Here is a 24,614-nt window from a genome sequence, read left to right as displayed (position 1 = left end):
CAAATTGCCAATCGGTTCAGGGGGCCGGCGGTCCAAGCGCGCGCAGCTGTCGCGCCGCCGCATCGATATCGCCCGAGCGGCCATTGAGCTGGGCCAGCAGCGTATTGAACTGCGCCTGCACCGAAGGATCCTTGACCTGCGCCAGCGCGCCGTCCACCAGCAACTGTCCCGCATGCGCCTGCGCATAGGCCGCCACGCGCTGCGCGTCGCCCAGGGTGTCGTCGATGAGGGGATACAGCGCCAGCAGCACGGCGGCGGGCTCCGTCACCGCCTTGTGATACGCCGGCGCATAGGCCTGCTTGAGATCGTCGGCCTGCAGCAACGCGGCGCGGTCTTCGTCGGCGCGCACACGGGCGCGCTCCAGCGCCTGCCGTGAGCGGGCCAGGCGAGCCCGCAGCGAGTCGAACTGCACGGCGCGCGCGGCGACCTCGCCCAGGCTGTGCAGCGTCAGCGCGCCCAGCGCCTGGTCCAGGTCGGCCATGCCGGCCCGCAGTGTCTGCTGGAAATCCTCGATCACCTCGTATTGGCGGTCGTAGCCGCCCAGCGCGCGGCGCTCGTCGTCGGACGGCGGACGCACCAGTGCCCCGGGCGCCGCGACAACGCGGGACTGCAGGAATTGGATGAAGGCCGCGCGCTGTTGTGGCTCGTGATCGACGCAACCGGCCAGCGCCGCCAGGCACAGGATCAGCGTGCAGCAGGACTGTCTGAAAAAGCGGAGAGACAAGCGGATTCGCATGGGCGGCCGGGTTCGTGCAGCGGCATGGCTGCGCAGCTTATCCCACGGGGACGCATGCGGCCACGCGAAGCAAAAATTGTTGCCATCGAAGCGGACTGTGACAGGAGCGCGACGAAATGTCTTGACAAAACAAGTGGTTACGCTTATGCTGTTGAAAGTTTGAATAAGCAGCCACAGAATAACCAAGCAGAACGGCTGCGACCTCGTCTGGTATCGACCTCCCCCAAGATCCGCCAAACGCACTGACCGAAGCTCGTTTTCGGCCAGACGTGGTTGATCGTCGTCGAACCGGATGCCGGGTTCCGGTGCCGGGTCTTCCGGTATCGATCGGCAACCCATCGGCAAACCCGTCTCGGGCCTTCGGGCCGAGGTTCCGCGTCGAAACGTCCACGCCGAAAGGCATGGGCCTCGTCGCACCCACCCCGACAGTGCCGCGTTCTGCGCGGCATGCCAGGCGCCCTGGGCTCCTGGGTCGAAAAGCAGCCGTTTTGTCGCGTCGTCGCGATGCGCGGTCACGCTGCTGCAACGCACCCGGGCCATATTGGCCCGGCCACCTGCCCTGGTTTGCCAAGGCATTGCAGTCCCCATAACTACAACGTAAAGAGAGTATCCATGAAGAATCTGATCACCCCCATGCTGCTGCGCCGTCCGCAGCACAGCTCGCTGGACGACACGCCCATCCACGTCGGCGACATCGTCCATCTGCAGCCCGCCGAAGGCCCGTCGATCCGCGCCCAGGTCATCTACAACGCGCCGCTGAACGGCACGGTCACCTACACGACCGACCTGGTCCGCTGCAACGGCGCCGATGCCGCCACGCAGACGCGTATCCGCTTCCGCCACGAGCACGTGCATCGCATCGAGCCGGCCCAGCGCCGCTCGGCCGCGAACGTCCGCTGAGCTGAACCGGCGCTCCTCGAAGGGGCGCCGGGCATTTTGCCCCTCCAACGGGTGCTTTTCACCGGGCACCCTTCAAATGCCTCGCGCACGGCGCCGGGCAATACGGCAGCCGCGTCCCCCTGCGTGATAGAGTGCCCCGATTCCCCACTCCCGCCGTCACGCCATGCCCTATTCCCGACTCTCGGTGCGCATCTGGGATGTGCCCACCCGCCTGTTCCACTGGGCCCTGGCCGCCTGTGTGATCGGCGCCTACGTCTGCGTGAAGCTGGGCGGCCTGTACATGGATTGGCACGTGCGCCTGGGCCTGGCGGCCCTGGGTCTCGTGATGTTCCGCATCGTCTGGGGCTTCATCGGTCCACGCCATGCCCGCTTCGCCAACTTCGTGCGCGGGCCGCGCGCGGTGCTGGCCTACCTGCGCGGCGGCGCCGTCAAGGGCGGGCACAATCCGCTGGGCGCCCTGTCGGTGCTGGCCATGCTGCTGGCCTTCGGCGTGCAGGCCGCCTCGGGCCTGTTCGTCACCGACGACATCATGGTGCAGGGGCCGCTGTATGGGCGCGTCGATGAGTCCGCGTCCAGCTTCCTGGCGTGGCTGCATCACAGCAATGAATGGATCATGATCGCGCTGGTGGCGCTGCACGTGGCGGCCATCGCCTGGTATGCGCTGGTGCGCCGCCAACGTTTGGTGCGGGCGATGATCACCGGCGACATGCCGGCCGGCCAGCTGGCCGATGATGCCCAGCCTAGCGAGGACGGGCCCGCCGTGTGGCTGCGCGGCCTGGTACTGGCCCTCTGCGTGGCCGGCCTAGTGTGGTGGATACAGTCGCTGGAAACGGCGGCCTCGATGTCGTACTGAGACCGGGCCGCCTGCCGAGGGCCAGGACGGCCCTCGGTGCCCACAAGGCGCCCTTCAGCGCTTTTGGCGGTACGAGTCGTGGCAGGCCTTGCAGCTGGCGCCCACGTCGCCATAGGCGGCACGCAGCTGCGCCAGGTCGCCCGAGTCGGCGGCCGTGGCCAGCTTGTCCACGTTGGCGCGGAAGGCGTCCTGCTTCTGCTTGAAGTCGGCGGCATCGCTCCAGACCGCCGGCAGCGCGTGGCCGCCCTGGGCGTCCGGACCGAAGGCCGTCCACGGCAGCGCGGACAGCGTCTGCAGCACCTGCACGTTGGCCTTGATCTGGGCGGCGTCGAACGGCGCCTGGCCGCGCACCACCGGCTGCATGCGGCCGAAGTGCGAGGCGATCAGGGTCAGGGCCGATTGGCGGTACTTGACGGCGTCTTCAGGCTTGGCGAATTGCGCTTGCGACGGCGCGGCCCAGAAGGCCGTGCCCATACAGGCCGCGACGGCGACCGCAACCAATTTCTTCATCTATCAACTCCTGGAGTGAATCGAACGGTGCGCGCCCGCGGCACGCACCGCCTCGACGGACAGGAGCGGCCGCCAGCGGCGCGCGCTTCCACGCGCCCCGCTTGGACTATACCTGCCGGGCAAGGTTCGCGGCCAACCCCAGGTAGGAACGCGGCGTCATGTCCAGCAGGCGCTGTTTGGCGTCAGCGGGCAGGGCCAGGCCCGTGATGAACTCGCGCAGGGCCTCTTCGGTGATGCCCTTGCCGCGCGTCAGCGCCTTGAGTTGTTCATAGGGTTGCGGCAGGCCATAGCGGCGCATGACCGTCTGCACCGGCTCGGCCAGCACTTCCCAGCACGCGTCGATGTCGCCGTCGATGGCGGCCGTGTTGACCTCGAGCTTCTCCAGGCCGCGCAGGCAGGCGTCCCAGGCCACCAGGCAGTAGCCCAGGCCGACGCCCAGGTTGCGCAGTACGGTGGAGTCGGTCAGGTCGCGCTGCCAGCGCGAGACCGGCAGCTTCTCGGACAGGTGGCGCAACACCGCGTTGGCCAGGCCCAGGTTGCCTTCGGAGTTCTCGAAGTCGATCGGGTTGACCTTGTGGGGCATGGTCGACGAACCGACCTCGCCTTCCTTCAGGCGCTGCTTGAAATAGCCCAGCGAGACGTAGCCCCAGATGTCGCGGTCCAGGTCCAGGATGATGACGTTGGCGCGCGCGATGGCGTCGAACAGCGCGGCCATCCAGTCGTGCGGTTCGATCTGGATGGTGTGGCGGTTCTGCGTCAGGCCCAGGCCGGCCAGCACGTTGCGGCTGAACTCGGGCCAGTCGATCTCGGGATAGGCCGACAGGTGCGCGTTGTAGTTGCCGGTGGCGCCGTTCAGCTTGGCCAGCGGCTCGACGCGCTCGATGGCCTCGATGGCGCGCAGCAGGCGCGCGGCCACGTTGGCGAACTCCTTGCCCAGCGTGGTGGGGCTGGCTGGCTGGCCGTGGGTGCGCGACAGCATGGGCTGGTCGGCCTGGGCGGCGGCCATGTCGGCCAGCTTGGCGGCCAGCTGGCGCAGGCGCGGCACCACCACGTCGGTGCGGGCGCGGCCCAGCATCAGCGCGTGCGAGGTGTTGTTGATGTCTTCCGAGGTGCAGGCGAAGTGGATGAACTCGGCGGCGGCAGCCAGTTCGGCGTGGTCGGCCACCTGTTCCTTCAGCCAGTATTCGACGGCCTTGACGTCGTGGTTGGTGGTGCGCTCGATTTCCTTGATGCGGCGGGCGTCGGCTTCGGAGAAGTCGCGCACCAGCGCGGCCAGGCGCTGGCGCGCCTCTTGGGTGAAGGGCTTCAGTTCGGGCAGGCCGGCATCGGACAGCGCCACCAGCCAGGCCACCTCGACCTCGACGCGGTGCGCCATGAAGCCGGCCTCGGACAGCAGCCCCCGCAACGCGTCGCCGCGCGACGCGTAGCGTCCGTCCAGTGGCGAAAGCGCATTGAGTTGGGTAAGCTGGTCGGCAATCTGCATGATCTGTATCGGGAAATAAAGAGAAGAATTGGGTAGGCTGCGCTGCGGCCAGACGGATGCGGGCACGCCGGCGCCGTCTTCCGAGATCGGGAGGAAGCGTTACGGACGCTTCATGAAACGGGCCCGATTTTATCATTGCGCCCCCTGTAACACTGTCGCACCCACGCATCGCCACGGGCCGGCCAGGGCCGGCCGCCCCGCCGGGCCTGCTATACTTCGGCCGCTTTCCGACTCTGCCTTTTCCGTGACTCCATGAAACTGATCGGCTCGCTCACCAGTCCTTACGTGCGTAAAGTACGCGTCGTCATGGCCGAGAAGAAGCTGGACTACAAGCTCGAGCTCGAGAACGTCTGGGCTGCCGACACGCAGATCCAGAAGTTCAACCCGCTGGGCAAGGTTCCCTGCCTGGTCATGGAAGACGGCGGCGCGCTGTTCGATTCGCGCGTCATCGTCGAATACCTCGACACCCTGTCCCCCGTGGCGCGCCTGCTGCCCCAGTCGGGCCGCGAGCGCGCGGCGGTCAAGTGCTGGGAAGCCATCGCCGACGGCCTGCTGGACGCCTGCGTGCTCATCGTCAAGGAACGCCAGCGCCCCGAGGCCCAGCAAGGCGCCGACTGGATTGCCCGCCAATACGGCAAGATCGAGGCCAGCCTGGACGCCATGGACAAGAGCCTGGGCGAGCACCCGCACTGCATGGGCGTGAACTACAGCCTGGCCGACATCGCGCTGGGCTGCGCGCTGGGCTACCTGGACCTGCGCTTCTCCGACCTGAACTGGCGCGCCAACCACGCCAACCTGGCCCGCCACTACGACAAGTTGTCGGCCCGCCAGTCGTTCATCGATACGGCACCGCAGACGGCCTGATCCGGCCTCGCATTGCAAAAAGGCGGACCACGACGGTCCGCCTTTTTTGTTTGTCTACCCCCGCGCACTTGCCGCACGGCAGGCTGCATGCCTGCAAGCCGGCCGTGCGCCGTGCCCGCGGCGCCGCGGGCCTCGGCTCAGGCGAATGCCTGCCAGGCCTTGAACAGCATGTAGGCCGCCAGCCCGAACAGCAGGCACGCGAACACGCGCTTCAAGGTCAGCACGGGCAGCCGGTGCGCCATGCGCGCGCCCGCGGGCGCGGTCAGCACGCTGGCGCAGACCAGCGCCAGCAATGCCGGCCAGTAGATGTAGCCCAGCATGCCGGGCTGGGTGCTTTCCTCCTGCAGGCCCGACAGCACGTAGCCCACGCTGTTGGCCAGCGCGATGGGAAAGCCCAGCGCGGCCGAGGTCGACACGGCGCTGTGCAGCGCCACGTTGCACCACACCATGAACGGCACGGACAGGAAGCCGCCGCCCGCGCCCACCAGGCCCGAGATGAAGCCGATGCCCACGCCGGCCGCGCTGGTGCCGGCGAAGCCGGGCATCTGGCGGCTGGGCTTGGGCTTGGTGTTGCGCAGCATGCTGAATGCCGAATAGCCCACGAACACCGCGAAGAACAACGACAGCCAGGCCGTGTTCAACGCGGCGAACGCCGCGCCGCCCGACAGCAGGCCGCCCACGATGATGCCGGGCGCCAGCGCGAACACGATGCGCCACTGGATGGTGCCCTTCTTCTGGTGCGCGCGGATGCTGGACAGCGAGGTGAACAGGATCGAGGTCATCGACGTGGCGATGGCCGCATGCACGACCAGGTCGGAGGGCATGCCCTGCCAGGTGAAGATCATGGTGAGGAACGGCACCAGCACCATGCCGCCGCCGATGCCCAGCAAACCCGCCGCGAAGCCGGCCACCGCCCCCAGCGCCACCAGGCACAGCACGATCGAAATATCCACGCCTCACTCCCCCTACCCTTATGTTTGTATGGATGGCGGGCCGGCCCCCGGCGCCGCGCGGGGCCAATCTTAGCGGATCGTGCCGCCCCGCGCAGACTCGATGTGCAACGACGTGACGCCGCTGGGCCGGGAGGCGGTCAGGCGATGATTCCGCCCCCGAGGCAGACGTCACCGTCGTACAGCACGGCCGACTGGCCGGGCGTGACGGCCCATTGGTCCTGCCCGAAGGCCAGCGAGAAGGTGCCGTCCGACGCGGCGGCCAGCGTGCAGGCCGCGTCGGCCTGGCGATAGCGGGTCTTGGCGCCGTAGACGCCGGCGTCGGGCGCAAAACCGGCGATCCAGCTGGCGTCCTGCGCCTTCAGCGCGCCGGACAGCAGCCACGGGTGGTCATGGCCCTGCACCACGTACAGCACGTTGTTTTCCAGGTCCTTGCGCGCCGCATACCAGGCGTCGGCCGTGCCATCGTCGTTCTGGCGGCCCTTCACGCCGCCCACGCCCAGGCCCTTGCGCTGGCCCATGGTGTAGAACGACAGGCCGTGGTGCGTGCCCACCTGCTGCCCCTCGGGCGTCAGGATGGGGCCCGGTGCGGTAGGCAGGTAGCGGTTGAGGAATTCGCGGAACGGCCGCTCGCCGATGAAGCAGATGCCGGTGGAGTCCTTCTTGGCCGCGTTGTGCAGGCCGATCTCGTGCGCGATGCGGCGCACCTCGGTCTTGTGCAGCTCGCCCAGCGGGAACAGCGTGCGCTCCAGCTGCGCCTGGTTCAGGCGATGCAGGAAATAGCTCTGGTCCTTGCTGGCGTCCACGGCCTTCAGCAGCTGGTGCCGAGGGCCGTCGGGGCCCTGCACCGTGCGCGCTCGCGCATAGTGGCCGGTGGCGATGTGCTCGGCGCCCAGCGCCATGGCGTGATCCAGGAAGGCCTTGAACTTGATCTCGGCGTTGCACAGCACGTCGGGATTGGGCGTGCGGCCGGCCGCGTATTCGCGCAGGAAGTCGGCGAAGACGCGGTCCTTGTATTCGGAGGCGAAGTTGACGAACTCGAAGTCCACGCCGATGCGGTCGGCCACGCTGGCGGCGTCCAGCAGGTCCTGCCGGGTGGAACAGTATTCGGAGTCGTCGTCTTCCCAGTTCTTCATGAACAGGCCGACGACCTCGTAGCCCTGCTGCTTGAGCAGCCAGGCGGTGACGGAGGAATCGACGCCGCCCGACATGCCGACGACGACGCGGCCAGGCTTGGTGATGGATACGGACATGATGGCGGTAGTTTAATCGGTCGAGGCAGGATCGACGCTGGCAGGACGCGGCTCGGCCGCCAGCGAGACCTCCATCAGCCAGGCGCGGAACGCCTGCAGCATGGGCAGGTTGGCCTTCTGCTCGGGGTAGCAAAGGTAGTATCCCTGGCGCGCCCGGATCGGCAGCTGCACCGGCACCACCAGCGTTCCGTCGTCCAGTTCGTCGCCGATCAGGCAGCGCGGGATCAGCGCGATGCCGAAGCCCGCGGCCGCTGCCTGCGACAACAAGGCGTACTGGTCGAAGCGCGCGCCTTCCCGGGCGCGGCGCGTGTCGCAGCCGGCCTGCTCCAGCCAGTCCAGCCAACCTTCCAGGGCCGACGTGTGGTGCAGGAGCGGATAGTCCGGCAGTTCGGCCGCGCGGGCGCCTTCGTGGGGGATCAGGCGCGGGCTGCACACCGGCACCACGTCGCGGCCCACGATGTAGTCGGCGCCGCTGCCCGGCCAGATGCCTTCGCCGAAGCGCACCGCGGCGTCCAGTTCGGGCGTGGAGAAGTCGTAGCCCTGGCGATGCGGCAGGAATTCCACGTGGATGTCCGGCCGCAGGCGCATGAATGCCGCCAGCCGCGGAATCAGCCAGCGCGCCCCGAAGGTGGGCATGCAGGTCAGGTGCAGCGTGCCGCCGCGCCCCTGGTGCGCCATGAGCTCGACCGTGGCCGCCTCGATCTGGCCCAGGCCGGCCTGGACCTTTTTCAGATAGGCGCGGCCGGCCTCGGTCAGCACCAGCCCTTGCCGGATGCGCAGGAATAGCTGGACGCCGACGAAGTCTTCGAGGTGCTTGACCTGTTTGCTGACGGCGCCCTGCGTGACGCACAGTTCCTGCGCGGCGCGCGTGAAGCTGCTGTGGCGGGCCGCGACTTCGAAGGCCTGCAGATCAGTGAGGGAAGGACAGAAACGACGCATGGCGGACGCCCGGGCGCGGACGAGGCGAGACGGGCGCGGGAGGAATGGAAACAGAAGGAAGCAGGAAGGCGACGCCGGGCGCGAGGCCAGACAGCCATGACAAAACGGAATAGATTACGGAGAATCTTTCGTTTGCGCAAATCGTGCGCGCCCGGCCAGAATCGGCAGTTGTACCGAAAGTTATCGGCTTCTTAGAACAGTATCTCCCCCAAGGAAAGAAATCATGCAACGCCGTTCCGCCCTGCTGGGCCTGTCGCTGGCCGCCCTGGCCACCCTGCCGCTGTTCTCGGGCGTGGCCCACGCCCAGGACTATCCGAACAAGCCCATCCGCCTGATCGTTCCCTTTCCCCCCGGCGGCACCACCGACATCGTCGGCCGCCTGTTCGCCGACAAGCTCTCCCGCGCGCTGGGCCAGACCGTGGTCGCCGAGAACCGCGGCGGCGCCGGCGGCTCGATCGGCAGCGCCTTCGTGGCCAACAGCGCTCCCGACGGCTACACGCTGGGCATCGCCACCGTCAGCACGCACGGCATCAACCCGGCCATCTACCCCAACCTGCCGTTCGACGTCACCAAGGACTTTACGCCGATCTCGAACCTGGCGGCCGTGCCGAACATCATGTCGATCAACCCGAAGGTGCAGGCCAAGGACATGGCCGAGTTCATCAAGCTGGCCAAGAGCGAGCCGGGCAAGCTGACCTACGCGTCGGCCGGCAACGGCTCGGTTTCGCACATGATGGGCGAGATGTTCAAGATGGCCTCGGGCACCAGCCTGATGCACGTGCCCTACCGCGGCGTGGGCCCGGCGCTGAACGACACGCTGGCCGGCCAGGTCGACATCCTGTTCGACAACCTGCCCTCGACCCTGCCGCACGTGCAGGCCGGCAAGCTGGTGGCCATGGCCGTGGCCGCGCCCAAGCGCGTCGCCGCGCTGCCCAACGTACCGACCTTCGCCGAAGTGGGCCTGGGCCCGGTGAACGACTCGTCGTGGTTCGGCCTGGTGGGCCCGGCCAAGCTGCCGCAGGCCATCCAGGACAAGCTGTACAAGGCGGTGGTGGAAGTCAGCGCCGACCCCGAGGTCAAGAGCAAGCTGGAAGGCCTGGGCGCCGCGCCGGTGGCCAACACGCCGGCCGAGTACGCCAAGCAGATCAGCGATGAGGTCGCCAAGAACAAGCGCATCGCCAAGGAAGCCAACGTCAAGATCGACTGAGTCATCGCAGGGCCCGCCGGCGCACGTGCGCCGGCAGCCGCCAGGACTTGAACCCCGCGCGCACCGGCGCGGGGTTCCGATCCCAAACAGCAGTACCGAAGCAGCACCCCAAGCCATGCTCATTCAGCAACCCCTTTCGTATCGCCTCGAAGTGCCGGCCGACTATCCGGCCGCCGCCCTCTCCGCCCCGCTGGTGCTCGACTCGCCGCACAGCGGCACCACCTATCCCCCGGACTTCAAGGCCATCGTCGACCCCGGCGTGCTACGCACGGCGGAGGACACCTGGGTCGATGACCTGTGGAGCGACGCCATCGAGCTGGGCGTGCCCCTGCTGGGCGCCACGTTTCCGCGTGCCTACATCGACGCCAACCGCGGCGAGCAGGACATCGATCCCGACATGCTGGACGCCCCCTGGCCCGGCCCGCTGTCGGACTCACCCAAGATCCGGCTGGGCAAGGGCCTGATCTGGCGCATGATGGACGATGGCACGCCGCTGTACGACCGCAAGCTCGGCGTGGACGAGGTGCGCCATCGCCTGGAAGCCTGCTGGCGCCCGTACCACCAGGCGCTGGGCCGCGTGCTGGACCAGGCGCATGCGCGCTTCGGCAAGGTGTGGCACATCAACTGCCACTCCATGCCCAGCGTGGCCGCCAAGTTCGCCACCGACAAGCCCGGCCTGGTGCATCCCGACTTCGTGCTGGGCGACCGCGACGGCGCCACCAGCGACCCCGCCTTCGCCCAGTTCGTGGCCGGCTTCCTGCGGCCGCGCGGCTATGACGTCGCCATCAACGACCCCTACAAGGGCGTCGAGCTGGTGCGCGAATTCGGCCGCCCCGCCGAAGGCCGCCACAGCCTGCAGATCGAGATCAACCGCAAGCTGTACATGGACGAGGTCTCGCTGCGCCCGACCGCCAACTACGGCAAGTTGAAGAACGACCTGCGCGAACTGACCCAGGCGCTGGTCCAGTGGACGCGCGCGCAGACGGCGTGATGCGGGCATAGCAGGCTCGCGCCTGCGCGTAGGTGTAAAGCCCCCACGGGATCGCATCCCTGGGGGCTTTTTTGTCCAACGACCGCCGTTGTAAAATCCACGCGTCTGCTTCTGCTCCAGCCAACGACTTGCGGTGATGAAGATCATGAACAAATACGGCATCGTCATCAAACCTCGCACGGAGGCAACACGGCCCGTCGACATCAAGCTGACGGGAAAAGAAGGCTCCAGAGTTGTCCTCAGCGCGGCCAAGCGGGTACTGGTAACGCATGAGAAAGTCATCAAGGCCTTGGCCAATCGATGAATTGACGTAGTGTCTGCCATTACCCCGGAAATGGTCCAGGAGATTCACGATCTCATCCTGAGTACGGAATCCGGACTGTCGGGGGAGGACATCATGGTCGACGTCGCCGAGGGCACGCTTGACGCCCAACTGTTAGCCGAGATTCTTTATTCGCTCGCGCCGCCTTGATGCGGCGAGCCGGCAAGGCGCCGAGCACGACCATACAGTCCTACGACAAACCGCATTCCACCCTAGTAGTTACCCTCCTCGACCTCGGCAAGCGTTTATGTATAACTATGCGCAGCCTTCCGAGGAGGAGCGTGATGCAGATCGGGATACCTAGAGAAACCCGAGACGGGGAAGCCCGTGTCGCAGCAACGCCGGAGACCGTCAAGCGCTACGCCGCGGCCCAGCACCGGGTGTGTGTCGAGCGCGGCGCGGGCATGGACGCGCGATTTCCGGACCAGGCGTACGAAGCGGCCGGCGCGCAGCTGTGCGAGGCCGATGCCGCGCTGGGCAGCGAGCTGGTGCTGAAGGTGCGCGCGCCCTCGCCGGAGGAATTGCCGCGCATGAAGGCCGGCAGTGTCGTGGTGGGCATGCTGGACCCGTACGACACCGGGGGCATCACGGCGATGGCGCAGGCGGGCCTGACGGCCTTCGCGCTGGAACTGGCGCCGCGCATCACGCGCGCGCAGAGCCTGGACGTGCTGTCGTCGCAAGCCAACCTGGCCGGCTACAAGGCGGTGCTGCTGGCGGCGCACTACTATGGCCGGCTTTTTCCCATGATGATGACGGCCGCCGGCACGGTGAAGGCCGCGCGCGTGGTGGTGCTGGGCGCGGGCGTGGCCGGCCTGCAGGCCATTGCCACCGCACGGCGGTTGGGCGCTGTCGTCGAGGCATCCGACGTGCGGCCCGCCGCGCGCGAGCAGATCGAATCGCTGGGCGGCAAGTTCATCGACGTGCCCTACGAAACCGACGAAGAGCGCGAGATCGCGCAAGGCACGGGCGGCTACGCGCGCGCCATGCCGCCTGCCTGGATGGCGCGGCAGGCCGAACGGGTGGCCGAGCGCTGCAGGCAGGCCGACATCGTCATCACCACGGCGTTGATTCCGGGGCGACCCGCACCTCTGCTGCTGTCGGCCGAGACCGTGCAGGAGATGAAACCCGGCTCGGTCGTGGTGGACCTGGCCGTCGAGCGTGGAGGCAATTGCCCGCTGAGCGAGAGGGGCCTGGTGACGCGCAAGCACAACGTGACCATCGTGGGACTGACCAACCTGCCTGGCATGGTGGCCACCGATGCGTCGGCGCTGTATGCCCGCAATCTGCAGGATTTCCTGAAACTGATCACGGACGCGGAGGGCCGGCTGGCAATCAACCGCGACGACGAGATCGTGGCCGCCTGCCTGCTGTGCGAAAGCGGCAACCTGACGAGGAAAGTCTGACGTGGAAGCCATCGACCATACCCTGATCAACCTGATCATCTTCGTGCTGGCCATCTATGTGGGCTACCACGTCGTCTGGAACGTGACGCCGGCGCTGCATACGCCGCTGATGGCCGTCACCAACGCCATCTCGGCCATCATCATCGTGGGCGCCATGCTGGCCGCGGCGCTGACCGAAGGCGGGCTGGCCCGCACGATGGGCGTGGCCGCGGTGGCGCTGGCGGCCGTCAACGTGTTCGGCGGCTTCCTGGTCACGCGGCGCATGCTGGAGATGTTCAAGAAGAAGGACCGCCGCGCCGCGCCCGGGCAGGAGAAGCGCTCATGATGATCTCGATGAACCTGGTGACGCTGCTGTACCTGGTGGCGTCGGTGTGCTTCATCCAGGCGCTGAAGGGCCTGTCGCATCCGACCACGTCGCGGCTGGGCAATGCGTTCGGCATGGCCGGCATGGCCATTGCCGTACTGACCACGGCGGTGCTGATCGTCGGCCTGGCTCGGGACGGCCAGGCGGGCATCGGCCTGGGCTGGGTGCTGCTGGGCCTGCTGGTGGGCGGCAGCGTGGGCACGCTGATGGCCCGCCGCGTGGAGATGACCAAGATGCCCGAGCTGGTGGCCTTCATGCACAGCATGATCGGCCTGGCTGCCGTGGCCATCGCGGTGGCGGTGGTGGCAGAACCGCACGCCTTCGGCATCGCGGCGGCGGGCCTGCCCATTCCCGTGGGCAATCGCCTGGAACTGTTCATCGGCACCTTCGTGGGCGCGATCACGTTCTCGGGCTCGGTCATCGCCTTCGGCAAGCTCTCGGGCAAGTACAAGTTCCGCCTGTTCCAGGGCGCGCCGGTGGTGTTCGGCGGCCAGCACGTACTGAACCTGCTGCTGGCTCTGGCGATGCTGGGCTGCGGCTTCTGGTTCATGGCCACGCAGGCGTGGCTGCCCTTCGTGCTGATGACCGCAATCGCCTTCGTGCTGGGCGTGCTCATCATCATTCCGATCGGCGGCGCTGACATGCCGGTGGTGGTGTCGATGCTCAACAGCTATTCGGGCTGGGCGGCGGCGGGCATCGGGTTCTCGCTGAACAACCCCATGCTGATCATCGCGGGGTCGCTGGTAGGATCGTCGGGCGCGATCCTGTCGTACATCATGTGCAAGGCGATGAACCGCTCGTTCTTCAACGTGATCCTGGGCGGCTTCGGTGGACAGGCCGGCGGCGCGTCCGCCGCCGGCGATGGCCAGCAGCGCGGCGTTAAGTCGGGCAGCCCCGAGGACGCGGCCTTCCTGATGGCCAATGCCGAGACCGTCGTGATCGTGCCCGGCTACGGCCTGGCCGTGGCGCGCGCGCAGCATGCGCTGAAGGAGCTTGCGGCCAAGTTGGGCGAAAAAGGCATCACGGTGAAATACGCCATCCACCCGGTGGCGGGCCGCATGCCGGGCCACATGAACGTGCTGCTGGCCGAGGCCGAGGTGCCCTACGATCAGGTATTCGAGATGGACGACATCAACGGCGAGTTCGGCCAGGCGGATGTGGTGCTGGTGCTGGGCGCCAACGACGTGGTGAACCCCGCCGCGAAGAACGACCCGCAGTCGCCGATCGCGGGCATGCCCATCCTGGAGGCCTACAAGGCGCGCACGGTGATCGTGAACAAGCGTTCGATGGCGGCGGGTTATGCCGGGCTGGACAATGAGCTGTTCTACCTGGACAAGACCATGATGGTGTTTGGAGACGCGAAGAAGGTGCTGGAGGAGATGGTGAAGGCGGTGGAGTGAAGAGGCTGTCGCGCCCCACCTACCCCCACGGCAGACGGGCTGGAAGCAATCCATGAGGCCACGTGAACCGTCAGGGCGTGGACATGCCCACGAACAGCTTGTACATGACGGACATCGACATGACCAGCAGGAACCCCGTCATCCAGCGCAGCAGGTTGAACTGGCCCATGCAGAACTGCTTGAACTCGCGCAGCTCGTGGCGTACGTCGGCGATCTCGGTTTTCAATTCCGTACGGACTGCAGCGATGTCGGCCTTCAATTCCGTACGGACCGCAGCGATGTCGGCACCCAATGCTCGCTCGGTATCCAGCAGATCGCCCCGCGACGCAGACCCCAGCCTTTCCAGATTGATCACATCCGCCAGCACCTCGGCCTGCGTCTCGGCCTGCTCGCGCGTGAAACCGCCGCGTTCGAGGCGGTGGGCAACGTCCAATGTGTCGAACTTGAGCGCCATGTCGTTCATGAGAGAAATCCTGATGCGATGATGGTAGCGCGGCAGAGGTGCGCGCTCTATAGGACGAGTCTGAAAATCACTCGTCCCACAGGCATCAAGATACCGACGAGGCCGGCCTGAAAATAGACGTAGATACCGCAGTCGTAGAAGCCGCAATGCGGTTCATCGGCACGCTGTCTTTACGCTAACCCTCGCTTCATGTAGCGCGGCAGCGCAATGCCTCAGCCCCGCAACGCCATATCCACCGCCTCGATCCAGTGCCGCACCGGCGTGTCCGTGCCGCCCTGCAGGTGCCCGATGCATCCCATGTTGGACGACACGATCATGTCCGGCCTGGCCTCTGCGATGTTGCCCAGCTTGCGGTCGCGCAGCGTCTGCGAGATCTCCGGGTTCAGCACCGAATATGCCCCCGCGGAGCCGCAGCACAGGTGCGTCTCCGCGAACGGCTGTAGATCGAAGCCCAGCGCCACCAGCATCTGCTCGGACAAGGGCCGCAGCCCCTGCCAGTGCTGCAGCGTGCACGGCGGGTGGAACGCCGCGCGCGGGCCGGGTGCAAGGCGTGCCTTGAGTTCGGCCGCGTGCGGCGCGACGATCTCGGCCACGTCCTTCACCAGCGCCACGATGCGCGCGGCGCGCTCGGCATACTTCGGATCGCGCCGCAGATGATGCGCATAGTCTTTCACCATGGCGCCGCAGCCCGAGGCATTCATCACGATGGCCTCGACGCCGCCCTGCTCCACCAATGGCCACCACGCGTCGATGTTGGCGCGCATCTGCGCCAGGCCATCCTCCTGCGCATCCAGGTGGAAGTTGATGGCGCCGCAGCAGCCCGCGCCCGGCGCCACGCGCGTGCCGATGCCGATTGCATCCAGCACGCGTATCGTCGCCGCGTCGATGGTCGGCATCATGGCCGGCTGCACGCAACCTGCCAGCAGCAGCACCTGCCGCGCATGCCCCGTCGCGTCGGGCACGCGGCCCGGCGAACGGCGCGGCGGCACCTTCAGCTTCAGCGCCGCCGGCAGCATGGGCCGCACCGCCTGGCCCAGCCGCATGGCCGTGCCGAACAGTGGCGAGTTCATGGTTTTGCGCAGCAGCAGGCGGCGCATGCGGTCGGACCAACGGCGCGTGACGCGTTCGTCCACGATCTTGCGGCCGATGTCCACCAGGTGCCCGTACTGCACGCCCGACGGACAGGTGGTCTCGCAATTGCGGCAGGTCAGGCAGCGGTCCAGGTGCTGCTGCGTGGCCTGCGTGGGCTCGACGCCCTCGAGCACCTGCTTGATCAGGTAGATGCGGCCGCGCGGCCCGTCCAGTTCGTCGCCCAGCACCTGATACGTCGGGCACGTGGCGGTACAGAAACCGCAGTGCACGCAACGCCGCAGGATGGCGTCGGCATCCTCGCCCAACGGGGTGTCGCGCGCCCAGCTTGCCAGATTCGTCTGCATGGATTCGTCATAGCTCCAGGTACAAGCGGCCCGGATTGAACAGGCCGGCTGGATCGAGCTCTTGCTTCAGGCGCCGCGTGATGGTGGCCACGCCCGGCGCCAGGGGATGGAAGACGCCGTCGGCCGGCGTGGCGGACGGCCCCGCGCGGAACAGCGTGGCATGGCCGCCGGACTGCGCCGCGGCGTCGCGCATCTCGCGCGCATCGGCCTGCCCGCTGAACCAGCGCTGGCCACCGCCCCATTCCAGCAGCATGGGCCCCACCGACAGCGCGGGCGCCGCTGGCGGCAACGCCAGCCGCCACAGGGGCTGCGCGCCGTCGAAGAAGGGATGCGTCTGCTCGCGCAGTGCGCGCCACCAGGCGGCGGCATCGTCCAGCGCCTGCCCGCCGATACGCGCGGAGGCGGCTTCGATGGCGGCAGGCGCGCCGGACAGGCGCACCGCCAACTGGCCGCGGCCGTCCGGCTGCGGCACCCAGCAGGACGCCGAGATCGGCATGGGCCGGCTGCGCCATTGCGAAAAAGCGTTCAACGCCTCGTCCTGCGTGGCCTCCAGCAGCAGCGTGCGCTCTTCCATGGGACGCGGCAGCACCTTCAGCGAGACTTCGAGGATGGCGCCGAAGATGCCCAGCGAACCCGCCAGCAGGCGCGACACGTCGTAACCCGCCACGTTCTTCATGACCTCGCCGCCGAAGGACAGCAGGCGCGCGTGCGAGTCCAGCAGCCGGGCGCCCAGCACGAAGTCGCGCACCCCGCCCGCGGCCATGCGCCGAGGCCCGGCCAGGCCGGCCGCCACGCAGCCGCCCACCGTGGCGTCGGGCCCGAAGTGCGGCGGCTCGAAGGCCAGCATCTGACCCTGCGCGGCCAGTTCGGCCTCCAGTTCGGCCAGCGGCGTGCCGGCGCGCGCCGTCACCACCAGCTCCGAGGGTTGGTAGTTGATGATGCCGCGGTAGGCCGTCATGTCCAGCAGGCAATGGCCATCCTGCGGCGTCAGCGCACGATGGTTGCCGTAGAACGACTTGGTGCCCCCGCCCGCGATGAACAGCGGCTTCTGGCCCGCGCGAGCGGTCAGGACCTGTTCGCACAGTTCCGACAGGACGAATTCCATGATTCGCCTCTAGAAACGGGACAGGTCGGGAAACCGCATGTCGCCGCCGTGCACGTGCATCTTGCCGTACTCGGCACAGCGCGCCAGCGTGGGAATGACTTTTTCGGGATTCAGCAGCAAGGGCGGGTCGAAGGCCCGCTTCACGGCAAGAAAGGCGTCCAGCTCGTCACGCGAAAATTGCACGCACATTTGATTGATCTTCTCCATACCCACACCGTGTTCACCTGTCACGGTGCCTCCGACCTGCACGCACAGTTCGAGAATGGCGGCGCCGAACTTGTCGGCGCGCTCGATCTCTTCCGGCTTGTTGGAATCGAACAGGATCAACGGATGCAGGTTTCCGTCTCCCGCATGGAACACGTTGGCGCAGCGCAGCCCGTACTCGTCCTCCATCTGCTCGATGGCGTTGAGCACGCGGCCCAGGTGCCGGCGCGGAATCGTGCCGTCCATGCAATAGTAGTCGGGCGATACCCGGCCCGCGGCGGGAAATGCATTCTTGCGGCCCGCCCAGAAGCGCAGCCGCTCGGCCTCGCTGGCCGACACCTGGCAGCGCGTGGCGCCGGCCTGGCGGCACACCGCCTCGACGCGCTCGATCTCGTGCGCCACCTCTTCCGGGGTGCCGTCGGACTCGCACAGCAGCAGCGCCTGCGCCTCGAGGTCGTAGCCCGCCTTCACGAAGGGCTCGACCATGTGGATGGCCTGGCGGTCCATCATCTCCAGCCCCGCAGGAATGATGCCGGCGGCGATGATCTGCGCCACCGCGTTGCCCGCGGTTTCAACACTGGGGAAACTGGCCAGCACCACCTGCGCGCACAGCGGCTTGGGCACCAGCTTGACCGTGACTTCGGTCACGATGCCCAGCATGCCCTCGGAGCCGACGAAGACCGACATCAGGTCCAGCCCCGCCGCATCCGGCGCCTCGCTGCCCAGTTCGACGATCTCGCCCTCGATGGTGACCATGCGCACGCGCAGCACGTTGTGCACCGTCAGGCCGTACTTCAGGCAGTGCACGCCGCCGGAGTTCTCGGCCACGTTGCCGCCGATGGTACAGGCGATCTGGCTGGACGGATCCGGCGCGTAGTACAGGCCGTGCATGGCGGCGGCCTCGGACACGGCCAGGTTGCGCACGCCCGGGCCGACCACGGCCGTGCAGGCCCGCGGATCGATCTTCCCGATGCGGTTGAACTTGGACATGCCCAGCAGCACGCCGCGCGCATGCGGCATGGCGCCGCCGGACAGGCTGGTGCCCGCGCCGCGCGCCACGATGGGCACGTTCATGCGCTTGCACAGGCGCAGGATGTCCTGCACCTGGGCCTCGGTCTCGGGCAGCGCCACCGCCGCCGGCAGGCAGCGGTACAGCGACAGGCCATCGCACTCGTAGGGCCGCGTGTCTTCTTCGCGGAACAGCACGCAATGCGCCGGCAGGATGGCGCACAGGGCATCGATCACCGCTTTCGCGGAAAAGGCATCCTGGCTACCGACGGCCAGGCCGGTATCGGCCAGTGTGTTCATGCGTCAACGATAACGCGGGCAAACGCCCCGCACACGACGGGATTTACCCGCATCCAGGGGACGGATCGGGCGCGTCCGCGAGCGATCCGCAAGCTGCTCACCAGGCGATGATCTTGCCGGGATTGAGGATGTTGTTGGGATCGAACGCCTGCTTGAGGCTGCGCATCAGCGCCAGCGCGTCGGCGCCATGCTCGCGTTCCATGAACTGCATCTTGTGCAGCCCGACCCCGTGCTCGCCGGTGCAGGTGCCGTCGGCCGCGATGGCGCGCTCGACCATGCGGCGGCTGATGGCCTCGGACTCGCGCCATTCTTCCTGGCTGTCCTGGTCCAGCAGCATCAGCACGTGGAAATTGCCGTCGCCCACGTGGCCCACGATGGTGTACGGGAAGCTGGCGCGGTCCAGGTCCTCGACCGTCTCGCGCACCACGTCGGCCAGGCGCGAGATCGGCACGCAGACGTCGGTGGTGCTGGCGCGGCAGCCGGGACGCAGCTGCAGGCCGGCGAAATAGGCGTTGTGCCGCGCGGTCCACAGGCGGCTGCGGTCCTCGGGGCGCTCGGCCCAGGCGAAGTCCATGCCGCCATGCTCGGCCGTGATGGCCTGCACCGTCTGGGCCTGCTCCTGCACGCCGGCCGGGCTGCCGTGGAATTCGAACAGCAGCAGCGGCGATTCGGTCAGGTCCAGCTTGCTGTGCAGGTTGACCGAGCGCACCGCCGCGGTGTCCATGAACTCGACGCGCGCCACCGGCACGCCCATCTGGATGATTTCGATGACACTCTGCACCGCGTCGTCCAGCGTGGGAAAATTGCACACCGCGGCCGAGATGGCCTCGGGTTGCGGATACAGCCGCACGGTCACTTCGGTGATGATGCCCAGCGTGCCTTCGCTGCCCACGAAGATGCGGGTCAGGTCGTAGCCCGCCGAGGATTTGCGCGCCCGACCGGCGGTGCGCACGATGCGTCCGTCGGCCGTGACCACTGTCAGCGACATGACGTTCTCGCGCATGGTGCCGTAGCGCACGGCGTTGGTGCCGGACGCGCGCGTGGCGGCCATCCCGCCCAGGCTCGCGTCCGCGCCCGGATCGATGGGAAAGAACAGCCCGGTGTCGCGCACTGCTTCGTTCAGTTGCTTGCGCGTGACGCCGGCCTGCACGGAAGCGGTCAGGTCCTCGGCATTGATGGACAGCACCGCGTTCATCTGCGACAGGTCGACGCTGATGCCGCCCTGCACGGCCAGCAGGTGGCCTTCGAGCGAAGAGCCGGCGCCGTAGGGAATCAGCGGCACGCCGTGCAGGTTGCACTGCCGCGCGACCTCGGCGACTTCCTCGGTGGTGTGGGCGAAGACCACCGCGTCGGGCGGCATCGCGGGATAAGGGGACTCGTCGCGGCCGTGGTGGTCGCGCACCGCCGCGGCCACGGACAGGCGATCGCCGAAGCGGGCGCGCAGCGCGTCCAGGCAGGCGTCGGGCACGGCGCGGCGCAGGGCTTCGGTTTCGATGGAAGCATTCATGGCAAGGCTCGTTCGGGTGGACGATGCGACGATTTTACGCCTGCGCCGCCCACGCCGCCGTCAAGGCCCGCAATGCGTCACTTGCCCGACATGGTGGCCACGCGGCGGCGTTCCCGCACCGCGTCGGCCAGGCGCTGCAGCACCTGTTCCGAGGCGTCCCAATCGATACAACCATCGGTGATGCTCTGGCCGTAGGTCAGCGGCTTGCCCGGCACCAGGTCCTGGCGGCCGGCCACCAGATGGCTCTCGATCATCACGCCCACGATGCGCGCCTCGCCCTGCTCCATCTGGCGCGCCACGTCGTCGATCACCGCCGGCTGGTTTTCGGGTTTCTTGCTGCTGTTGGCGTGGCTGGCGTCGATCATCACGCGCTGCGCCATGCCGGACTTGCTCATGTCCTGGCAAACGGCCTCGACGCTGGCCGCGTCGTAGTTCGGCGCCTTGCCGCCGCGCAGGATCACGTGGCAGTCCTCGTTGCCCGCCGTGGACACGATGGCCGAATGGCCGCCCTTGGTCACCGACAGGAAATGGTGCGGCTGCGACGCCGCCTTGATGGCGTCCACCGCGATGCGGATGTTGCCGTCCGTGCCGTTCTTGAATCCCACCGGGCACGACAGCCCGGAGGCCAGTTCGCGGTGCACCTGGCTTTCGGTGGTGCGCGCGCCGATGGCGCCCCACGACACCAGGTCGGCGATGTACTGCGGCGTGATCATGTCCAGGAATTCGCAGCCGGCCGGCAGGCCCATGCTGTTGATCTCCAGCAGCAGCTCGCGCGCCGTGCGGATGCCCTTGTTGATGTTGAAGCTGCCGTCCAGGTCGGGATCGTTGATCAGCCCCTTCCAGCCCACCGTGGTGCGCGGCTTCTCGAAATACACGCGCATGATGATCTCGAGCTCGCCCGCGTGGCGCTTGCGCGCCTCGCGCAGCCGCTCGGCGTATTCCAGCGCGGCGCGCGTATCGTGGATCGAGCAGGGCCCGATCACCACGATCATGCGGTCGTCCATGCCGTGCAGGATGCGGTGCGCGGCCTGGCGGGCGGCATACACCGTCTCGGAGGCTTCGCGGGTACACGCGAATTCGCGCATCACGTGCGACGGCGGCGTCAGTTCTTTGATTTCGCGGATGCGAAGGTCATCGGTATTGTGCGACACGGGACTGCTCCTGGTATGACCCGCCCTTTTTCGACCGGCAGCAACAAAAAAGCCGCCAGGTTCGCTGGCGGCTTTCTTGAGGGATTCTGCGACTTTTCAGTTTGAACGCGACCCTTCCTCCGCCAGCGGCTTCAGAAAAGCAAAAAAATAAAAATAAAAGGCGGGACGCGCGAAGTTCATGAGAGGCACTCTAGCACAAAAAATCTGAACAAGTCATGACAGACTTTTCTTCATTCGAAAAATCGGCTTGGCCGACACACCGGCGCCAGGACGACACGCCTCCGACGCCAGCCAGCGCAGGGTGTGCCCGCGCGTGGCGGCCAATTGGAGGGCGGGAAGCCCCGCAGGGGCCGAGGGCGCCTGATGGCGCGCCCAAGCCGCCCGACTTGGCCGCCACGCGCGGGCACGCCCTGCGCTGGCGACTCAAGAACCAACGTCCTCACACAAAGATTCAGGCCGTCCCACCCACGGTCAGCCCATCCATCCTTACGGTAGGCATGCCGACGCCCACCGGCACGCTCTGCCCGTCCTTCCCGCATGTACCCACGCCCGAATCCAGCCGCATGTCGTTGCCGATCAGGCTGACCCGGTTCATCGCATCCGGCCCATTGCCGATCAGCGTCGCGCCCTTGACCGGATACGTGATCTTGCCGTCCTCGATCATGTAGGCCTCGGACGCCGAGAACACGAACTTGCCGTTGGTGATGTCCACCTGCCCGCCGCCGAAATTCGCGGCATACAGGCCCTTTTTCACCGACGCGATGATTTCCTCGGGCGGGGTGGCACCGGCCAGCATATAGGTGTTGGTCATGCGCGGCATCGGCAGGTGCGCGAACGATTCGCGGCGGCCGTTGCCGGTGGCGGCGGTCTTCATCAGGCGCGCGTTCAACGTGTCCTGCATGTAGCCGCGCAGGATGCCGTCCTCGATCAGCACGTTGCGCTGCGTCGCGTTGCCTTCGTCGTCGATGTTCAACGAGCCGCGGCGGTCGGGCAGCGTACCGTCGTCGACGACGGTGACGCCCGGTGACGCCACGCGCTCGCCGATGCGGCCCGAGAACACGCTGGAGCCCTTGCGGTTGAAGTCGCCTTCCAGGCCATGGCCCACGGCCTCGTGCAGCAGGATGCCGGGCCAGCCCGAGCCCAGCACCACCGTCATCTCGCCGGCAGGCGCGGGGCGTGCTTCCAGGTTCACCATGGCCTCGTGCACGGCCCGGTCCACGTATTCCTTCAAGAGGTCGTCCGAGAACAGGTTCAGGCCGCTGCGGCCGCCGCCGCCGCCATGCCCCATCTCGCGCCGGCCATTGCGTTCGGCGATGACCGTGACGGAAAGGCGCACCAGCGGGCGCACGTCGGCGGCCAGGCGGCCATCGCTGCCGGCGATCAGCACCACGTCGTATTCGGCGCCCAGGCCGGCCATGACCTGGATGACGTGCGGATCCGCGGCGCGCGCCATGCGCTCGACGCGTTCCAGCAGCGCCACCTTCTCGGCGGCGGTCAGCGTGGTCAGCGGGTCGATGTCGGTATAGAGGCTCAGGCTGTCGTCCTGCGGCCGGTGGGCAGCCACCTTGACGCGGCCGGCGCCGCGGCGGGCGATGCCGCGCACGGTATGTGCCGCCGATTGCAGGGCTTCGACGGACAGGCTGTCGGAATAGGCGAAGGCGGTTTTCTCGCCACTGACGGCGCGCACGCCCACGCCCTGGCCGATGGAGAAGCTGCCCGTCTTGACGATGCCCTCTTCCAGGCTCCAGCCTTCGCTGCGCGTGTACTGGAAATACAGGTCGGCATAATCGACCTTGTGCGTGAAGATTTCGCCCAAGGCACGGGCCAGGTCGGCCTCGGTAAGGCCCCAGGGGTCCAGCAACAGGGATTTGGCGGTGGCCAGGGACTGGATGGCGGGATCGATCAATTTCATGGATGTCGTCTACAGGACTCGGTGACGCAGGGCGGGCAACGCGGCCCGCACCTCGGACAGGCGATCAGCCTCTATCGTACCCCCGATCACGCCAGGCTCTTCGGGCAGCACGTCCACGATATCGCCCCACGGGTCGATCAGCATGGAATGTCCCCACGTGCGGCGGCCGTTGGGATGTTTGCCGCCCTGCGCGGGCGCCAGTATGTAACATTGATTCTCGATGGCGCGGGCGCGCAGCAGCACTTCCCAATGCGCGCGGCCGGTGGTGTACGTAAATGCCGCGGGCACCAGTATCAGGCTGACCTGCCCCATCGCGCGATACAGCTCGGGAAAGCGCAGGTCATAGCAGGTGGACAGCCCGACCGGGCCGCATGGCGCGTCGAAGGTCTGCACCGTGGTGCCTGCGTGAATGGCCACCGATTCGTCATAGGACTCGGCGCCGCGCTGGAAATTGAACAGATGGATTTTGTCGTAGCGCGCGCGCTGGCCGCCGTCCGGCCCATATACGAACGCGGTATTGAATACGCGGTTCGGATCCGGGCATGCCAGGGGCAGCGTGCCGCCCACGATCCAGATCCCCAGCTGGGCGGCCAGGCCCGCCAGGAACGCCTGGATCGGCCCCTGGCCTTCGGTCTCTTTAATCGCAAATTTGTCGATATCCCGCTTGCCCATGAAACAGAAGTATTCGGGCAGAGCGACCAGGCGGGCGCCAGATTCGGCGGCCTTGCGGATTAACTCGCCGGCCTGTTCCAGGTTTTCAGCGACGTTTGGCGTACTGACCATCTGGACAGCAGCCACGCGCCATGAGCCCGACAATTCTTTCGATTGCATTTCAGTCATGATACAAAATTGTCTCTGTTCAGATACAGTTGGAACGCAATAACCGAGTATTATTCACGCACAAAACCAAAGCAGTAACTTGTTCTACAGCCGGCGAAGGCTATCAACTATTGATAATCAGGAATAAACCATGCCCCGTGAGTCTTACGCTACCCAGCAAGCCAAGATCGAAAAGGAAATCAACAAGCTCCAGAAGCGGGCCGAGGTCTTGCTGACCAAGCGCCGCAAGCCGGTGCTTGCTTCCATCGTCAAGTCGATGCGCGACTACGATATTACTCCCGAGGAAATCGCGACCGCCTTCGGCGCCGCCAAACCCGCCGCCCGCGCCCCGTCCGCTGGCGGCCGCCGCAAGGCCGCATCGACCGGCGCCGCCAAGCGCGCCGTGGCGCCCAAGTACCGCCACCCGCAGACCGGCGAAACCTGGAGCGGCCGCGGCAAGGCGCCGCGCTGGCTGGCTGCCGAGGAAGCCAATGGCGCCGATCGCGCCAGCTTCCTGATCGCTGCATAATCGCA

The 24,614-nt window shown here is 67.2% G+C and carries 25 protein-coding genes; 11 read left to right on the top strand and 14 right to left on the bottom strand.

The features are described from left to right. Positions 1-16: 16 nt before the first annotated feature. Positions 17-724, bottom strand: coding sequence for a DUF3053 family protein (locus FS845_RS26515; RefSeq protein WP_186332251.1), 708 nt, complete (start codon positions 722-724; stop codon positions 17-19). Positions 725-1,348: 624 nt separating this feature from the next. Here FS845_RS26515 and FS845_RS11830 point away from each other — a divergent pair. Further along, the gene (locus FS845_RS11830; RefSeq protein ID WP_144634898.1) at positions 1,349-1,636 is read left to right on the top strand and encodes a hypothetical protein; all 288 of its coding nucleotides are present in this window, start codon (positions 1,349-1,351) and stop codon (positions 1,634-1,636) included. A gap of 163 nt (positions 1,637-1,799) precedes the next feature. After that, a complete protein-coding gene (locus tag FS845_RS11825; RefSeq protein WP_144634895.1) occupies positions 1,800-2,489 on the top strand; it encodes a cytochrome b/b6 domain-containing protein in 690 nt (229 codons plus the stop codon). Positions 2,490-2,543: 54 nt separating this feature from the next. Here FS845_RS11825 and FS845_RS11820 read toward each other — a convergent pair whose 3' ends face one another. Next, positions 2,544-2,999 (bottom strand): c-type cytochrome, encoded by a 456-nt coding sequence (locus FS845_RS11820; protein WP_144634892.1) that lies wholly within the window; start codon positions 2,997-2,999, stop codon positions 2,544-2,546. Between the two features lie 106 nt (positions 3,000-3,105). After that, on the bottom strand, positions 3,106-4,482 hold the full coding sequence (purB, locus tag FS845_RS11815; RefSeq protein WP_144634889.1) for an adenylosuccinate lyase: 1,377 nt from the start codon (positions 4,480-4,482) through the stop codon (positions 3,106-3,108). Positions 4,483-4,734: 252 nt separating this feature from the next. On the opposite strand from purB, the gene FS845_RS11810 reads away from it, so the two are divergent. After that, a complete protein-coding gene (locus FS845_RS11810; protein ID WP_144634886.1) occupies positions 4,735-5,346 on the top strand; it encodes a glutathione S-transferase N-terminal domain-containing protein in 612 nt (203 codons plus the stop codon). A 137-nt stretch (positions 5,347-5,483) separates the two neighbouring features. Here FS845_RS11810 and FS845_RS11805 read toward each other — a convergent pair whose 3' ends face one another. The 3 genes from FS845_RS11805 to FS845_RS11795 form a co-directional block, all read right to left on the bottom strand. Next, the gene (locus tag FS845_RS11805) at positions 5,484-6,299 is read right to left on the bottom strand and encodes a sulfite exporter TauE/SafE family protein (RefSeq protein WP_144634883.1); all 816 of its coding nucleotides are present in this window, start codon (positions 6,297-6,299) and stop codon (positions 5,484-5,486) included. 137 nt (positions 6,300-6,436) lie between these two features. Further along, positions 6,437-7,549 (bottom strand): tRNA 2-thiouridine(34) synthase MnmA, encoded by a 1,113-nt coding sequence (mnmA, locus tag FS845_RS11800; protein WP_144634880.1) that lies wholly within the window; start codon positions 7,547-7,549, stop codon positions 6,437-6,439. A 12-nt stretch (positions 7,550-7,561) separates the two neighbouring features. After that, positions 7,562-8,488 (bottom strand): LysR substrate-binding domain-containing protein, encoded by a 927-nt coding sequence (locus FS845_RS11795; protein WP_144634877.1) that lies wholly within the window; start codon positions 8,486-8,488, stop codon positions 7,562-7,564. Positions 8,489-8,711: 223 nt separating this feature from the next. Between FS845_RS11795 and FS845_RS11790 the strand changes: the two genes are divergently transcribed. From FS845_RS11790 to FS845_RS11770, 7 genes are all read left to right on the top strand, one after another. Continuing rightward, positions 8,712-9,695 (top strand): Bug family tripartite tricarboxylate transporter substrate binding protein, encoded by a 984-nt coding sequence (locus FS845_RS11790; protein WP_144634874.1) that lies wholly within the window; start codon positions 8,712-8,714, stop codon positions 9,693-9,695. Between the two features lie 115 nt (positions 9,696-9,810). Beyond that, on the top strand, positions 9,811-10,686 hold the full coding sequence (locus tag FS845_RS11785; protein WP_144634871.1) for an N-formylglutamate amidohydrolase: 876 nt from the start codon (positions 9,811-9,813) through the stop codon (positions 10,684-10,686). Between the two features lie 136 nt (positions 10,687-10,822). After that, positions 10,823-10,990, top strand: a complete 168-nt coding sequence (locus tag FS845_RS26510) for a hypothetical protein (protein ID WP_186332276.1) — start codon at positions 10,823-10,825, stop codon at positions 10,988-10,990. 9 nt (positions 10,991-10,999) lie between these two features. After that, positions 11,000-11,158, top strand: a complete 159-nt coding sequence (locus FS845_RS26505) for a hypothetical protein (RefSeq protein ID WP_186332250.1) — start codon at positions 11,000-11,002, stop codon at positions 11,156-11,158. A gap of 134 nt (positions 11,159-11,292) precedes the next feature. Beyond that, complete coding sequence (locus FS845_RS11780) at positions 11,293-12,411, top strand: Re/Si-specific NAD(P)(+) transhydrogenase subunit alpha (protein ID WP_144634868.1); 1,119 nt, start codon at positions 11,293-11,295, stop codon at positions 12,409-12,411. Between the two features lies 1 nt (position 12,412). Then, positions 12,413-12,736 carry an NAD(P) transhydrogenase subunit alpha gene (locus FS845_RS11775; protein ID WP_144634866.1) on the top strand — a complete coding sequence of 108 codons (324 nt, stop codon included), beginning with the start codon at positions 12,413-12,415 and terminating at the stop codon, positions 12,734-12,736. Beyond that, entirely contained in the window at positions 12,736-14,175 is a 1,440-nt protein-coding gene (locus FS845_RS11770; protein WP_144635769.1) for an NAD(P)(+) transhydrogenase (Re/Si-specific) subunit beta, read from the top strand. The genes FS845_RS11775 and FS845_RS11770 overlap by 1 nt, the downstream gene beginning before the upstream one ends. A gap of 70 nt (positions 14,176-14,245) precedes the next feature. On the opposite strand, the gene FS845_RS11765 is transcribed toward FS845_RS11770, so the two are convergent. The 8 genes from FS845_RS11765 to FS845_RS11730 form a co-directional block, all read right to left on the bottom strand. Continuing rightward, positions 14,246-14,638 carry a coiled-coil domain-containing protein gene (locus tag FS845_RS11765; RefSeq protein WP_144634863.1) on the bottom strand — a complete coding sequence of 131 codons (393 nt, stop codon included), beginning with the start codon at positions 14,636-14,638 and terminating at the stop codon, positions 14,246-14,248. A 212-nt stretch (positions 14,639-14,850) separates the two neighbouring features. Continuing rightward, the gene (gene glcF, locus FS845_RS11760) at positions 14,851-16,074 is read right to left on the bottom strand and encodes a glycolate oxidase subunit GlcF (protein WP_144634861.1); all 1,224 of its coding nucleotides are present in this window, start codon (positions 16,072-16,074) and stop codon (positions 14,851-14,853) included. A 7-nt stretch (positions 16,075-16,081) separates the two neighbouring features. Continuing rightward, positions 16,082-17,179: a glycolate oxidase subunit GlcE gene (glcE, locus tag FS845_RS11755; RefSeq protein WP_144634858.1), complete on the bottom strand. Its 1,098-nt coding sequence runs from the start codon at positions 17,177-17,179 to the stop codon at positions 16,082-16,084. A gap of 9 nt (positions 17,180-17,188) precedes the next feature. Further along, positions 17,189-18,691 (bottom strand): FAD-linked oxidase C-terminal domain-containing protein, encoded by a 1,503-nt coding sequence (locus FS845_RS11750; RefSeq protein WP_144634855.1) that lies wholly within the window; start codon positions 18,689-18,691, stop codon positions 17,189-17,191. 97 nt (positions 18,692-18,788) lie between these two features. Continuing rightward, the gene (locus FS845_RS11745) at positions 18,789-20,198 is read right to left on the bottom strand and encodes an FAD-binding oxidoreductase (protein ID WP_144634852.1); all 1,410 of its coding nucleotides are present in this window, start codon (positions 20,196-20,198) and stop codon (positions 18,789-18,791) included. Positions 20,199-20,275: 77 nt separating this feature from the next. After that, the gene (gene aroG / locus FS845_RS11740; RefSeq protein ID WP_144634848.1) at positions 20,276-21,349 is read right to left on the bottom strand and encodes a 3-deoxy-7-phosphoheptulonate synthase AroG; all 1,074 of its coding nucleotides are present in this window, start codon (positions 21,347-21,349) and stop codon (positions 20,276-20,278) included. A gap of 451 nt (positions 21,350-21,800) precedes the next feature. After that, entirely contained in the window at positions 21,801-23,261 is a 1,461-nt protein-coding gene (tldD, locus tag FS845_RS11735; protein WP_144634845.1) for a metalloprotease TldD, read from the bottom strand. Positions 23,262-23,270: 9 nt separating this feature from the next. Further along, on the bottom strand, positions 23,271-24,092 hold the full coding sequence (locus tag FS845_RS11730) for a carbon-nitrogen hydrolase family protein (protein ID WP_409929291.1): 822 nt from the start codon (positions 24,090-24,092) through the stop codon (positions 23,271-23,273). Between the two features lie 139 nt (positions 24,093-24,231). On the opposite strand from FS845_RS11730, the gene FS845_RS11725 reads away from it, so the two are divergent. Further along, positions 24,232-24,609, top strand: coding sequence for an H-NS family nucleoid-associated regulatory protein (locus FS845_RS11725; RefSeq protein WP_144634839.1), 378 nt, complete (start codon positions 24,232-24,234; stop codon positions 24,607-24,609). Positions 24,610-24,614 lie beyond the last annotated feature (5 nt).

It is taken from the genome of Bordetella genomosp. 13 (assembly GCF_007679965.1).
Taxonomy (GTDB): domain Bacteria; phylum Pseudomonadota; class Gammaproteobacteria; order Burkholderiales; family Burkholderiaceae_B; genus Bordetella.
Note: the sequence above shows the minus strand (reverse complement) of the source record. Positions and strands in the feature narration are given on the sequence as shown.

Bases quoted from the DNA above. Each gene is read 5' to 3' on its own strand.
- FS845_RS11810 (WP_144634886.1), top strand. From the start codon at position 4,735: ATGAAACTGATCGGCTCGCTCACCAGTCCTTACGTGCGTAAAGTACGC.
- FS845_RS11765 (WP_144634863.1), bottom strand. From the start codon at position 14,638: ATGAACGACATGGCGCTCAAGTTCGACACATTGGACGTTGCCCACCGC.
- purB (WP_144634889.1), bottom strand. From the start codon at position 4,482: ATGCAGATTGCCGACCAGCTTACCCAACTCAATGCGCTTTCGCCACTG.
- FS845_RS11790 (WP_144634874.1), top strand. From the start codon at position 8,712: ATGCAACGCCGTTCCGCCCTGCTGGGCCTGTCGCTGGCCGCCCTGGCC.
- FS845_RS11780 (WP_144634868.1), top strand. From the start codon at position 11,293: ATGCAGATCGGGATACCTAGAGAAACCCGAGACGGGGAAGCCCGTGTC.
- FS845_RS11730 (WP_409929291.1), bottom strand. From the start codon at position 24,092: ATGCAATCGAAAGAATTGTCGGGCTCATGGCGCGTGGCTGCTGTCCAG.
- FS845_RS26510 (WP_186332276.1), top strand. From the start codon at position 10,823: ATGAAGATCATGAACAAATACGGCATCGTCATCAAACCTCGCACGGAG.
- FS845_RS11830 (WP_144634898.1), top strand. From the start codon at position 1,349: ATGAAGAATCTGATCACCCCCATGCTGCTGCGCCGTCCGCAGCACAGC.
- FS845_RS11820 (WP_144634892.1), bottom strand. From the start codon at position 2,999: ATGAAGAAATTGGTTGCGGTCGCCGTCGCGGCCTGTATGGGCACGGCC.
- tldD (WP_144634845.1), bottom strand. From the start codon at position 23,261: ATGAAATTGATCGATCCCGCCATCCAGTCCCTGGCCACCGCCAAATCC.
- FS845_RS11795 (WP_144634877.1), bottom strand. From the start codon at position 8,488: ATGCGTCGTTTCTGTCCTTCCCTCACTGATCTGCAGGCCTTCGAAGTC.
- FS845_RS11725 (WP_144634839.1), top strand. From the start codon at position 24,232: ATGCCCCGTGAGTCTTACGCTACCCAGCAAGCCAAGATCGAAAAGGAA.
- mnmA (WP_144634880.1), bottom strand. From the start codon at position 7,549: ATGTCCGTATCCATCACCAAGCCTGGCCGCGTCGTCGTCGGCATGTCG.
- glcF (WP_144634861.1), bottom strand. From the start codon at position 16,074: ATGCAGACGAATCTGGCAAGCTGGGCGCGCGACACCCCGTTGGGCGAG.
- FS845_RS11770 (WP_144635769.1), top strand. From the start codon at position 12,736: ATGATCTCGATGAACCTGGTGACGCTGCTGTACCTGGTGGCGTCGGTG.
- glcE (WP_144634858.1), bottom strand. From the start codon at position 17,179: ATGGAATTCGTCCTGTCGGAACTGTGCGAACAGGTCCTGACCGCTCGC.
- FS845_RS11825 (WP_144634895.1), top strand. From the start codon at position 1,800: ATGCCCTATTCCCGACTCTCGGTGCGCATCTGGGATGTGCCCACCCGC.
- FS845_RS11745 (WP_144634852.1), bottom strand. From the start codon at position 20,198: ATGAATGCTTCCATCGAAACCGAAGCCCTGCGCCGCGCCGTGCCCGAC.
- FS845_RS11785 (WP_144634871.1), top strand. From the start codon at position 9,811: ATGCTCATTCAGCAACCCCTTTCGTATCGCCTCGAAGTGCCGGCCGAC.
- FS845_RS11750 (WP_144634855.1), bottom strand. From the start codon at position 18,691: ATGAACACACTGGCCGATACCGGCCTGGCCGTCGGTAGCCAGGATGCC.